Source organism: Bifidobacterium sp., from assembly GCF_022647885.1.
Lineage (GTDB): Bacteria > Actinomycetota > Actinomycetes > Actinomycetales > Bifidobacteriaceae > Bombiscardovia.
In genome coordinates this window covers 800180-813278 of record NZ_JALCLM010000001.1, presented here as the reverse complement: position 1 = coordinate 813278, position 13099 = coordinate 800180, and the positions used below count along the sequence as shown (strand labels likewise).

Annotated in this window: 11 protein-coding genes; 2 read left to right on the top strand and 9 right to left on the bottom strand. The window is 49.8% G+C overall.

All coding sequences use genetic code 11. From position 1 onward, the window contains the following. Positions 1-73: 73 nt before the first annotated feature. Positions 74-619: a large conductance mechanosensitive channel protein MscL gene (gene mscL / locus LKI20_RS03460; RefSeq protein WP_291769935.1), complete on the top strand. Its 546-nt coding sequence runs from the start codon at positions 74-76 to the stop codon at positions 617-619. Here mscL and LKI20_RS03455 read toward each other — a convergent pair. From LKI20_RS03455 to LKI20_RS03445, 3 genes are read right to left on the bottom strand one after another with little or no spacing between them, the layout of a single operon-like run. Continuing rightward, positions 600-809 (bottom strand): hypothetical protein, encoded by a 210-nt coding sequence (locus LKI20_RS03455; protein ID WP_291769932.1) that lies wholly within the window; start codon positions 807-809, stop codon positions 600-602. The two genes, mscL and LKI20_RS03455, sit on opposite strands and share 20 nt — an antisense overlap. Then, complete coding sequence (locus LKI20_RS03450) at positions 806-4462, bottom strand: helicase (protein ID WP_434734903.1); 3657 nt, start codon at positions 4460-4462, stop codon at positions 806-808. Before LKI20_RS03450 ends, LKI20_RS03455 begins: the two co-directional genes overlap by 4 nt. Positions 4463-4469: 7 nt before the next feature. Further along, positions 4470-6047 (bottom strand): FHA domain-containing protein, encoded by a 1578-nt coding sequence (locus LKI20_RS03445; RefSeq protein ID WP_291769930.1) that lies wholly within the window; start codon positions 6045-6047, stop codon positions 4470-4472. A 175-nt stretch (positions 6048-6222) separates the two neighbouring features. Between LKI20_RS03445 and LKI20_RS03440 the strand changes: the two genes are divergently transcribed. Then, positions 6223-6357 (top strand): hypothetical protein, encoded by a 135-nt coding sequence (locus LKI20_RS03440; RefSeq protein ID WP_291769927.1) that lies wholly within the window; start codon positions 6223-6225, stop codon positions 6355-6357. A 148-nt stretch (positions 6358-6505) separates the two neighbouring features. Here LKI20_RS03440 and rplL read toward each other — a convergent pair whose 3' ends face one another. The 6 genes from rplL to LKI20_RS03410 all read right to left on the bottom strand — a co-directional run bounded on the left by rplL (position 6506) and on the right by LKI20_RS03410 (position 13018). Then, the gene (gene rplL, locus LKI20_RS03435; RefSeq protein ID WP_291769924.1) at positions 6506-6886 is read right to left on the bottom strand and encodes a 50S ribosomal protein L7/L12; all 381 of its coding nucleotides are present in this window, start codon (positions 6884-6886) and stop codon (positions 6506-6508) included. Between the two features lie 110 nt (positions 6887-6996). Next, positions 6997-7518, bottom strand: coding sequence for a 50S ribosomal protein L10 (rplJ, locus tag LKI20_RS03430; protein ID WP_291769921.1), 522 nt, complete (start codon positions 7516-7518; stop codon positions 6997-6999). Positions 7519-7913: 395 nt separating this feature from the next. After that, positions 7914-8615, bottom strand: a complete 702-nt coding sequence (mtnN, locus tag LKI20_RS03425) for a 5'-methylthioadenosine/S-adenosylhomocysteine nucleosidase (RefSeq protein ID WP_291773338.1) — start codon at positions 8613-8615, stop codon at positions 7914-7916. A 205-nt stretch (positions 8616-8820) separates the two neighbouring features. Then, entirely contained in the window at positions 8821-10011 is a 1191-nt protein-coding gene (locus LKI20_RS03420; RefSeq protein ID WP_291769918.1) for a 3-deoxy-7-phosphoheptulonate synthase, read from the bottom strand. 157 nt (positions 10012-10168) lie between these two features. Further along, positions 10169-11311 (bottom strand): 3-deoxy-7-phosphoheptulonate synthase, encoded by a 1143-nt coding sequence (locus LKI20_RS03415; protein ID WP_291769915.1) that lies wholly within the window; start codon positions 11309-11311, stop codon positions 10169-10171. A gap of 369 nt (positions 11312-11680) precedes the next feature. Beyond that, positions 11681-13018, bottom strand: coding sequence for a C1 family peptidase (locus tag LKI20_RS03410; RefSeq protein WP_291769911.1), 1338 nt, complete (start codon positions 13016-13018; stop codon positions 11681-11683). Positions 13019-13099: the final 81 nt, after the last annotated feature.

The following is a 13099-nucleotide window of genomic DNA, read 5'->3' as shown; positions in this document are numbered from 1 at the left end:
TTGCACAGTCGGCCATAATAAGAAAGTGGGATTCATTTTTTAACACGGCGATCTCGTCGTAGAAGGAGCAATAATGGCTTCATCGAGCAATTCAGCACATCGTATGACTGATAGAGCGCTCAACGCCTCTCATCAGCTTTCAGCTCTGACAGACAAGGGACCTTTGGGAGGGTTCAAGAAATTCATTTCCCGCGGGTCGATGGTTGATATGGCTGTCGGCGTGGTTATGGGCTCAGCGGTAACTGCAGTAGTCACATCCATTGTGAAATCATTCATCAGCCCATTAATCGCCATGATTTTTGGAAAAGCCGATATGTCAAAGCTTCTGACGATTTCCTATAACAACGCCACCATCTCATTTGGCGCGATTATCGGAGAACTCATTAACTTCTTGATTATCGCCGCTGCAGTGTACTTCTGCATTATTCTGCCAATCAATAAGTTGCGTGACATGACCCGCGCTGCCTCTGGCGTCGAAGAAGAAGATTCCGCAGCCGAACCAAGCCCTGAAGAGCAGACAGTTATCCTGCTTCAGGAGATTCGCGACCAACTAAACAATGGTGCTTCAGGCAACTCAGTGCCTGGTAATTCGGCGCCATTTACTCCTTCTCAGCACTAAAAACACCCCAATGTGGGGGCAGCTCGCCCAAGATGCGTTGATCGTCATCCGCATCTTGGGCGCTTTTTGTTGTCATATCGGCAGCTTCTTCCTTTACGCCATCGGCATCGAAACGCTCAGTCCCTTTACGAACAACACGATGATGTATACGACGTTTAGGCGCTGGTTCGGATTCGTAATCTTTGCTCATTGCGAGTCCCCATACATCTGAGCCAATTGAGCAACGATACGATCGACTTCTTTTTCGGGGTTTACGAATGCAGCAACACTCCACACCGTGATAACCGACCAACCAAGCATCTGCAAATCTTCTGTCAAGAAACGATGTCGTGCTCGTGTTGACTGCACGCTCATGAAGTCAGCGTTATCCGTAAGCACTGCCAAGCCGAAAGCCTTGCCTTTGATACCGACAACGAGCGGAATTCTCGGTCCCTGCTCTCTGCCAAAGTCAACTGCAACCTCTAATCCGCGTGCCTTAATACGTTCTGCGAGGTCACTGAGCAAAATATCTGACCCTGAATCGTGCCCTGCAGGAAGTACATCATCGGCGCTCTTATCGAGCTGCTCTGCCCATGCCAGCAGGATCTTTAAGAGCTGTGGGCCTGACTGATGAATGCGGTCATCCTCAAGATCCTGCGAGGAGAAAGCGCTGACGATATCAAGGTTTCTGTTTGCCAGAGCCAAAGCATCCAGCAACATTCCCTGACCCCCTTGACCTTCCAACTCACCGAACTGTTGCAATAAGCGGCCATGTAGCGTCTTGGCGAAACCTAGCGACAGAATGACATCGCTTGCTTGAGCACCAGCAACTTCATCGATACCGATGATTCGCACATGTCTGAGAAACGCGCCAAATGCTTTGTCTCTTGCTGCGTTTGATTTGAGCTCAGCACCCAATCTGGTGCGATGCGCCGGAGACAAGGTAACTACACACAACACGTACGATGCCGGAACAATGGTGAAACTGTTGGCCCGATGCCTGAGCATCTCCACAACCTTGTCGATTTCTTGTTGACTGGATTCAACAAGACCGGATGACATGACCGGCACACCACTCCCCTTGACCAGCGTGTAGCTTACGGTACCTCGTACATTCTCACAGGCGGGATCAGAGTCAATCTCACCATAACCATGCTGTTGCAGGAATTGGCTCAGTTGCGGAGCACGTCGATCTGGTCGCGTCTTCACTGGAACGCGTACCAACATATTCATCAAGGCGCGCAATCCTTCGGAGGTCACCGTCGGACCGTGTGCAATAATCACCACTTGCCTTACACGGCTCAGGATACTCAGCAGCTCTATGGATGGCACATGTGCCGCTGCATCGATAATCGCCACATCGGTCAGCATCTCAGGCTCAGTCAGAGCTGCAAGCGTTGCCGGAGTGGCAATCATAATCGGTTTTGCTGCCGCAAAAAGCGTGGGATGGGATTGACGGAGCTTGCTCAAAGAGAGCTTATGCTTGCCGGCTAGCAGTGTGTGAAGCTGATTGGCTTCCTGAGTTCTTGCAAAGAGCTGCTCGGATAGTCTGCGCGTGGATTCCTGCGCTACCATCGCACCAATGCTACGCACATGTTCAGTATCAACCTGGTTAAAACGTTCTGCCGCATTGGAAAGGGCTGAACCATCCTGATTAGAAATAATTGCCGAGGAACGCACAATATCTTCAAAGACTGTAGTCCACCATGCTAACTGCAATTCGGCTGCTACACCCTCACGTTGAACCTTCCTAGCGTGCAAGTCTTCAACGAGTTCGCTCAAACCCATCGTTTGGAAATCACGTTCTAGAGCGCTGCGTTCTGGAAGCGACTCTAGAGCCAGATGATCCTCGAATAAACTTCTGAGTCGATTTTCAACATCGTTAAGACCGATAGATTCTAAGTCGCCACCTTCGGGAGTTGAAGACAGCACCACATTCAAGGCTGTCATATCCCTCGAAACAGCTTCTTCTGTCTCAATAATGTCATCGAGCCGATTGGGAAGCACCGGCCAACCACCGTGTGGAACCAAGGTTCGCCACTGAGCTGACTGCTTGGCAACAACTACCAGAGCATCGTGCAAGTTCTCAACCTGTGCACCTGCTCGGAGTAAACTCTTTGCTTCTTTAACGTGACGGCGACGCTCCCAGAATCCCATGGAAGTACCCTCAGTCTTGCGCTTAGCTTTCGACTTCGAAGCTTCAATCATTGCAGCCACATCACGTTCAAAAATCTCAGGCTGGAAAACGTCAAGGACGCGCCGAAGATTCTTCAGCACCACAACCTGACGGCTCCAATCTTGTGCCGTGGCAGGAACAGGGAAACCACAAGTATTGACTGTTGCAGCGACCTGATCACGGGTTGCTGGTAACAGATTTTCGAGCATCCTCACCACACGTTCATAGGCGCTTACCGCCTCATCTTCGGTGAAGAGTGATGCATGATACCAAGCTGTATCATCCGGGCCAATAGTAAATTCTCCAAGTTCAGCAGCACGCTCGAGTTTTGTGCACCATTGCTTCATGGTAGAGACCAGTGAACGCGTTGTCTGGGGGCTCAACCGCACGTGTGTAGCTGGATGTGTGGGCAGCGCAGCGATATTCGCTAGGTTCTGTATTGTCTGATATGCGCTGACGCCCCACTGCTCACTAATGCCATGTAAATCACCTAAATATCTAGTGAGCCTAGAACGCACGCCAACAAGCTCATCCGCAAGCTGATCAAAATGTGCTGATGCGCTCCCTGCTTGGAAACCGACAGCATTAATCAGTTGACGATCAATTTCCTTATTGGTGTTGCCCTCAGTGATATCCAACATCAGGTTGTTCATTTCACTGCTTCGCAACTCTTGAGCGAATCGTTTTTTCTGATCAGCGACGCATGGAACATACAGCACGCTTCTGCCATTCATTACGCAACGAGAAGCTATTGCTGCCGCATGCTGTGCACTAGATTTGCCGGTCGGCTCGTCTACAAAGACTGATTTTCCGGCTGCCGCAAGCTGTGCAGCATACCTCACAGAATTATCTACATCACCAATATCAAATTCAGCATGAGGATCTGCATCGAATGGGCTAAAATCTGGTACCTCCTGATGTTTAAGCTCCTCAACAGCTGAGCTCTCACCTGTTAAAGCATCCAACACCGGATTGCCGAGCGGGCCCTCCTCAAGATCGTCAATGATTTGCAAACTCTCACCCATCAACAGTGCTGAGGGCTCCACAAAACAACCGAGAATAACCTTACGGTCAATCGTAAAATCGCTAATGACACGCTCAGCCTGTGAGGTAATAACGCTAAACAACGCCGAAGTCTCGGGGGTGCCACCCTCGTAATGGGAGGTATCGAAGAGTGCTTTAGCGTCAATATCAACCCCACGCTCCCGTAGAGCAGATACTAAGGCACTGTTGATATTGACCTTGCCTGTGAAGCGAATCAACGATTTCGAGAAGGACGAGGCATTTCTCTCGATGGTGACGGGGTATAGCAATACCGGCATCGAGTTGCCATGCCATGCAGCTACGCCAATGATGAGCGAAAGTTCAGCACAGCCACTAATTCTTTCCTTTGTAGCTCTGTCATCAAGTACTCGTTCCAGACGACGGTTCGCCGCTCTCAGCATGCCGTTGTCACGGAACAGCCCATCAAGATGGACCTGTCCGCTAGCGAAAAGCTGAGCGATACCAGAGGGATGCGCATGCGTTAAATCCAGGTTGGCTGAAAGCTGCGCAATATCTTCTAATGGTGTTGGGCCCACTCCGGACTGGTATGTGCGGCGCCATTTGCGGATGCGATCGAGAGATAGTTGCTCTTGTTCTGGCATGCTTGTTGTTTCTGTGTCTGAGGTACTTGGTGATTCACTCATTCATTTCTCACTTCCGTGTCGCCGCCAGATACTCCTGATATCCCTTGTTCTTGGACAGAGCGGTATCCACATCTTGATTGCCTTGTGCTGCAAGCCAGGCATACAAATCGTCATATAACGCCACATTCATGGCAAGGAACGGGAGCAGTTCAGGATGCTTCGCCATTTCAAACTGTTCAGCAAAGTCCCTGCTGTTTCGCGCATCATCAGAAGTCATTCCCTCAACCTCAACCAGAGGCTGGGGTGGCTCGAATCCACCTTGAGAGACGCGCTCAAAAACTGATCCTGGCTCAAAAATAGCTGGAGATTGTGCAGCACCGTTATCGTACTGACTTGCATCGGAGTGTTCGTATGCCTCCTGCTGTCGAAGCTGCTCTTGCGACGATAGCTGAGCTGCTGCCAATGGTTGAAAGTGCACTGTATTAGCAGGAGTACCGGCTACTTGTGCAGCGTCATCCGGTGTTGTTTCACTCTCTCCACTAGTGGCACCTTCACCTGCGAACACATCATCAAGTGCATCCGCAAAGAGATCACGCTGCTGAGTCGGCTCAGCAGTCTGTTCTTCAGCTGCAGAAGGTTCTTGGCTAGCAGTGGTGTTGGCATCGTCCGAAGGAATCGCGTGCTGTGCTTCCACTGCATTGTCGCGATTGTTGGCATCATCAACATGTCCGTCAGCTTCGACATCTTCAGCCGGATGCTCGGTATCTTCAGATTTCTGAGCTTCCGATGAGTGATCCGTTGTTTCAACCTGACTGCTTTTGTCAGATTCATCTTCCGTTTGCTGCTCTTGTTCTGCCTGTGGAGTTTCTACTGCTGTGGAGAGAGCACGTTGAGCATCTTTGGGAGAAAGACTAATAACTCTGGTGCTCTCACCTTCGTCACCAGTGCCTGACGTCTGGGTATTACTTGCCTCGCTACTCGGGAATTGAATGGCTCCCTCTTGTGGCGTGTTGAGGCCGGTTTGAATGCTGTTATCGGGAAGAGAAGCATCACTATCGCTATTGCCATAGTCTCGCTGGTCCCGAAGTGCCTGATCATGCAGTGCATGAATTCTGCTACGCACACTACTAGCGTCAAAAGCACTTGTCGGTTCACCAGCACGCAGATCGAGAATGTCATCAACAGACATATCAGCTGCGTCCGGTTCTTGGACCACGTCAGATGTGGCATAGGTAAAGAGATCAGAAACGTCTACAGGTGGGCGTTGCTCAACCGTCACATCGACTTTGACAAAATCGACCGGGACATCACCAAATTGGAATCGCATAGGTGAGCGCGGCAGCAAAAAGTCTGTGTCTACTGGAACACGAATGAGTCCACCGTCGTTACGAATGATATAGGAACCATTCGTGGATCCTAAGTCACGAAGTGTTGCCGAGCCTGAAACCGTCACCTGAAACAGGGCATGACGTTTTGACATCGATTTACTATTATCTGGAACATCCAGACGTCGAACATTATCTGCCGCAATGGGGCGCATCGGCTTTCTACCGATTTCAATACTCTGGCCAGGCGATACACGGATTTCCTCGGCACCGCTGACTTTGACGATCCATTGCTGCGACGGTCGCTGCTCACCACTCACTGCTGTCGTCCTCCCTGAAAGATGTCCAAGACTCCACACTACCTGTCATTGTGTCATGAAAACTCTTGATTGTGAGGGATATGGGCGGCATTCTCCCATAATCATTGAATTCTTGACCCTAGTTTCACCGTATTACCGCTGAGAACGGCTTCGCTAGCCGTGAAATAGCTGCTGTATGGCAAATTTGAAGGATTTCGAGACTGAAAACATACCTAAGTTGCATTTGTGTAGGGATTTGTCTGGTGATACTGCATCTCTCAGCGGCAAGAACGGCATGATTCCGCCATTCTACAAATCAGATACACCATGATCTCGTGAAGAATCCCTACACAAACGACAAACATCGACATATATTGACATCGTCAGCTCTCAAACTGTGCATATGAATGCCAAAACCCCGCATACATTCACCATTCGCAAGGAAGAGTGAGTATATGCGGGGTTTAGAGTAGTTGAAACTACTTGAGTTCGACAGTTGCGCCGGCTTCTTCGAGAGCAGCCTTAGCCTTGTCGGCATCTTCCTTCTTGGCCTTCTCAAGAACAGCCTTAGGAGCTGCATCAACGAGACCCTTGGCCTCAGCAAGACCGAGGTTGGTCAGGGCGCGGACGGCCTTGATTACCTGGATCTTCTTGTCACCGACGGAAGACAGGATGACATCGAACTCATCCTTCTCTTCTTCAACGGCAGCAGCAGCGCCAGGAGCAGCGGCGACAGCAGCTACAGGAGCAGCAGCTTCGACGTCAAATTCGTCCTCAAACTTCTTGACGAAGTCAGAGAGCTCAACCAGGGTCATTTCCTTGAACGCATCAAGGAGTTCATCAGCAGAGAGCTTAGCCATTATGGCTTCCTTTCATTCATACGATTACTCACCTTGCGGTGTGTAATCGCCACATCTTATTGTCGTTACCAGCGAGACGGCCAAACCTACGGCATACACCGTGGGAATTATCAGGCAGCCTGCTCTTGCTTCTCGCGCAGTGCATCGATTGTGCGAACAGCCTTGGTAGGCAGTGCGACGAATGCGAATGCGGCTTTGGCCATCGTGCCCTTGAGCGCGCCAGCCATCTTGGAAAGCAGAACCTCGCGGGATTCAAGATCCGCAAGCTTGGTTACACCCTCAGCGTCATAGATGGTTCCATCTGCGAAACCGCCCTTGACGACGAGCTGTTTGTTTGCCTTGTTGAAGTCACGCAGCGTTTTTGCGGCCTGGACGTAATCGCCCTTAACGAAGGTGATGGCGGTGGGTCCGGCGAGTAATTCGTCGAGTCCGTCTACACCAGCCTCCTTGGCTGCAATGCGCGCAAGCGTGTTCTTCGCCACGGCATAGGAAGTATCGCGGCCTAGTTTGTCACGCAGGTCTGCGATCTGCGGGACACTGAGCCCGCGGTACTCGGTGAGCAGGATTGCATCGGCTTCGCGGAATTTACCCGTAAGCTCTGCAACCACCTCTTCCTTTTCGGGCCTTTTCATGGCGTTCCTTCCTAAAACGGCCGTCAATCAGATTCAATACATACTTATATGATTTGCACGAAGTTAATAAGCACTCGTCGAGGCAATAAAAAAGCCCCGCACGCAAGCGGAGCATCAATCTCTGTTCGTTTTGTGCTTTCGCACCACGAACGCCCTAAGGGCAATTAATCTCAACCTGCGATGGCTTGGCGAACCAAACTTCGTGAACCAAAAAAGTTCCGACCAACGGTCTGTGGTTTACAGGTGGCGACTATACACGCTATATCGCACTTGCGCAAACTCTGTGATTTGTCGTCACACTCGAGTGTGCGATATGCGATGTTTGGCGTCAAACAGTCAAAGTCCCTCATCTGCATATGCACACTCTGAAAATCATGAAATCAGTAGTCTAGAGCTTAGAGCTGAGCGAGAATACGTATAACTAGGCGTGCTGCAGTATTGGCATATTCGCTAATGTCGAATTCCTTGAACACCTCGTAATCAGTATCAGCATTGTCACTGAGTGCTCGAATAACTAAAGCAGGAACGTGATTACGCGCTGCCACATGAGCCACTGCTGCACCCTCCATCTCTACGGCGTCGGCACCTGTCTCACGAATTACTTGTTGTGTTTTTTCAACAGTATCTACGAAATAGTCACCGGAGGCGATAATTCCTACGATGTGCTTGATGTCCATCTGTGAGAGCGCGTGGTCCGCCACATCGAGCAAATGCTCATCCGAGTGGAATTCTTCCGTTTGAGGAGCGAATTGCCCTATAAGACGCATATCAGAATCTAAGTATCGCAGCGTCCCACCTAATACCACATCATTGATGTGCAGTGCTGGATTCAAATTACCTGCGATACCAGAGAATATGAGCGCATCAGGGGCATACACATCAATCAAATGCTGCGAGGTTGCTGCTGCATTCACCGTACCCATACCGCCGACCGTCGCCACAACTCTTACGCTACTTCCATCATCTTTCCGTAAAGTCCCGCTCACTACGTCAAGGCTAGCTTGACTAGAGCGCGCCATATGTTCCACCCCGTCAAGTGAGTGTGCAATGAGCTCGACTTCTTCATCCAAAGCTCCGATAATCGCCACTGTTGGCATGGAATCATCGGAATACTGCTCGTCGGTCATAGGATTGCCTTTCAATATTTGTGCCCTAGTACAGGAACACTAACTGTGCTAATTGGCATGTTAAGGGTCAATATTTCTCTGGTATGTATGCTTATGTGCACAGTGTTCATCACGTATCTACACGGTAGCTATCTACACCATGTTTATCTACACCATGCCCAGCAAAGTTCGAGCTTTAGTTCCACCTGCGAGTGCTGACTGCATTCGCCAGTTCATGCAGCAGAAGTTCGGTATCGGACCAAGAAATACAACGATCCGTGATGGATTTGCCATATACCAATTGCTTTAATGGTGCCGCAGGTTGATTGCCACCTTCGATGAAACTTTCCATCATCAAGCCGGTTATTCCTTCTTCCCCTGCGGCGATTCTCGAAGCGATGTTGCGCACCACTTGAATTTGGCGCAATTCATCTTTCCCAGAATTCCCGTGTGAAGCGTCAATGACTAGACCATGCGCTGCTGCAGACTTCTCGGGCAATTCTTGCCGCACACTCTGCATAGCGGATTTGACCGAGTCCTGATCATAATTCGGCCCTTGTGAAGAGCCTCGCAACACCACATGGCAATCAGGATTGCCCAAGGTTTCAACAGCGGCAGCCCGTCCCTCGTGATCTATACCGAAGAAGGTGTGCTGCTGTGCTGCTGTGAAACAGCCGTCTACTGCGGCTTTAACACTGCCGTCAGTAGCATTCTTGAACCCCACTGGCATAGATAATCCGCTGGCAAGCTGTCGATGAATTTGACTCTCAGTATTGCGAGCGCCAATCGCACCCCAAGTAATTGCATCAGATATAAATTGTGGTGAGGTCGGTTCCAGAAATTCAGTGGCTGCAGGCAAACCTGTGCTCAATACATCGAGGAGAATTTTTCGCGCTAGCAACAAGCCTTTTCGAATATGGTGGCTACCGTCAATATCAGGATCATTAATCAGACCCTTCCAACCAACAGTAGTCCGCGGTTTTTCGAAATACACACGCATAATTATCAGTAATTCACCCTCCAACTCACGCTTGAGTTGGGCCAATCTTTGAGCATAATCTAATGCAGCTCGGGGATCGTGTACCGAGCACGGCCCGACAATAACCAATAGACGGTCATCTTGGCCATACAAACACGCACGTAACTCATCACGCGAATACGCCACAACGTCACGCGACGAAGCCGTCAAAGGCAAATCACTGAGCACACGAGCTGGGGTAGGTAAGGGGTCAAGCTCCAACACACGACGATTCACGATGGGGTCAATGCCAACTTCATCCTCCCAACGCGCGACACCATCTATTGACAGAGGGTTCTCCCCTGCTGCTATGGCTTTACGCACAGCATCACGCTGTTCAGATTCATCTTTGGCTTGATTGGCGTCCATCAGCTCCTCCGTTTCTCGTCCTATAGTACCCATGCGGATATAGTGCGATCTTTCACCATGACATACAAGCAACAGAGAACTCTACGCATACCATCTTAGGGATAGGAGCATTCTTTAAGCCCTTCATCGCGCGCATATGTGGAATCTCAGGCCTGCCCTAGCGGATATTAGTACGACGGGTGTGCATGGCATCAGCCAATGTGTGTAACAGTTCCTCTGTGCGATCCCATGGAATACACGGATCAGTCACCGATTTACCATATACCAATTGCTCTAAAGGAGCTGGTGGCTGATTTCCTGACTCGATGAAACTCTCCATCATAATGCCTGAAATTCCAGTCTCTCCTGCTGCCAATCTCGCCGCTATCTGCTCAACAACCTCAGCTTCGACCATCTCGTCTTTCCCGGAGTTACCGTGTGCAGCATCAATAATCAAACCATGCAAGCTCGGGCCACTTGCCTGAGAATGTGCCAGAGCCTCAATCGCATCGCGTACTGATGCCGCATCATAATTTGGCCCATGCGATGAACCACGCAAAATCAGATGGCAATCCGGATTACCTCGTGTCTCGGCAGCGATAACGTGTCCATCTAAGTTAATAGACAAAAAGTGATGCTCAGAAGCCGCCGCAAAGCACGAATCGGCCGCAGCCTTGATATTACCGTCAGTAGAGTTTTTGAATCCAACGGGCATAGATAATCCGCTCGCTAATTCACGATGCACCTGACTTTCGGTGTTGCGAGCGCCAATAGCTCCCCAACTAACCGCATCAGAAAGGTATTGCGGGGTAATCGGGTCGAGCCATTCGGTTGCCGCTGGGACTCCTGCTGTCAGTACATCGAGCAAAGTTCTGCGCGCAAGCCACATTCCCTTGCGTATGTCGTACGTTCCATCCAGATCAGGATCGTTGATGAGGCCTTTCCAACCGACTGTGGTACGAGGTTTCTCAAAATAAACCCGCATAACTATGACCAAACGATCTGAAAGTTTGTTGGCAATTGCAGCCAAGCGTTGAGCATAGTCTTTTGCTGCTTTGGGATCATGTATTGAACATGGGCCCACAACGACCAGTAAACGATCATCTTGACCGTTGAGCACATCGCGTACAGCTTGACGCGATTTCAACACTAGATTCGCCTGCTGGACGCCCAGAGGTAGTTCTTTAATAAATGAACGAGGAGCAGGAATTGGGTCGAGCTGTCGGATGTTCACATCGACCGTCTCGGGGAACACCGCTTCATCGCCCAAACGACGACGTTTCATATCTTCCGAACTGTCGGGCCCACGCAGCTCCGCCATTACATCTCCTCATAGAGCGAATCATTATCCTCAGTGTTTCGGCCTCAACCTTTCGAGTTTACGGTCGACATACTGCGACTCCCCACAATAGCGGATACTGTACAGATGCGAATCCACTCCGTCCATAACCGTGTTGGTAGATATGAGTTCCACATGCCTTTTTATGTCGAAATCTAGATATCGATGAATTCCACAACGCTAATGATTACTACACCGCCCTTAACAACGAGCTATTATTTCAACGTTGTTAAGGGCGGTGCACTCAACACAGTGCTCTCAACACAGTGCTCGGAGAATCTACATAGAATCTCCGAGCACTCATATGCTCAATGCGATATACAGTGAGCGGCATTGCTTATCAGACAGTGCTTATGCAAGAGCACCCATGGGATCCCATGCAGGGAGCTTGATAGCTGGCTCTTGCAAGGCTTTGAGATATTCTTCTGGGAGCATTGACTTTGGTATAGCAACCTCATAAACAAACTCGCTGAACCAAGGATCATCCATGGTGAAATATCCCTTGTCAGCTATCTTGCATCCCCAAGAGTTCTCGACACGCCAACGACGAGTGCTGGTGCCATCTTCTGCAACATCCACTCCGACAAAAGCCATAGCATGGTTCATTGCTGAATCAGCAAAGCGCACACGTTGCTCTTTATCTAGATCGAAGTCAACGTCATACACGCGACCATATTCAAACAAATCGGTCGCCCAAGCGCCATTCTTGCGATCCATCATCGGATGGCAGTCAGCTCCGAACCACACCGGAATGCCCTCTTCGCTGAGAATCTTGCGCGCACAATCCTTCATGAATTGGCCAGGAACATTCAGATATTCGGTTGGTGAGCCACCAACAACATTACCTAAATGCTCAATGCCGATTTTATGTCCCTTTGGATGCTCAGCACGAGGATCATCAACTAGGCAAACATAGTCTTCAAGACCTGCGTTCACATACTTATGCCAGAACTCCTGTGGCGTAATCTCACCATCTCTGTGGAACTCGCCATCAGCATCAGTCCACTCCCAGTCAAAGCTGGTGGGAGGAGTGCCAAGATGAATGGTCAGCATACGATGGCCAGCTTCAACGGTATCTTTGATGATCTGTTCTATATCTGCGCCATCAGCATACATGTGTGCAACTGCCTGATGCAGCAGCGCTCTAAGCTGATGATTCATTTCAGTAGTATTTTTTGACGAGGCAGTTTCAGGGAACAAATCCTTTGGCACTGCACCGTACTTGGTATAAACGTTCATGGCCATCGTCCACTGACCACCATCACCCATAACGTCCTGCAACAGATGCTGAATCAGCCGTGAATCGCTGGCCTCTCCCTGACGAATTAATGCGGCAACATCCTGTACGAAATAATTGACGCGCTCCAACTTGTCAAAATACATCGCATAGTTCTGGGAAAACTCAAACTCTTTGAGATTCAGCGCACGCTTAGCAATAAAACGAGCAACATTCAGCGAGCTGAACAGCCAGCAGCGGCCAGAGCGCTCCTGAGAGGTTACTTCACCATTGTCAACCGTTACCGAGAATCTGCGCTGCAACAGTCGCGAACGATCATAGTTACGTGATACTTCATCTATGCCCGCAGCAGTTACTGCATTCATTGCCACTCTATTGGCTGATTTCGATGCGAATTGTGCATCCAACTCGGTCAACGTCTCTTGATCTAGAGCCTTGAGAGTATCTGTCATGTTGTGATAATCCTTCATCTACACATTGTCTGTTGACAGATGGTGTTTACACTGCTTGCTTACACAGTGTTCCTCCACGCT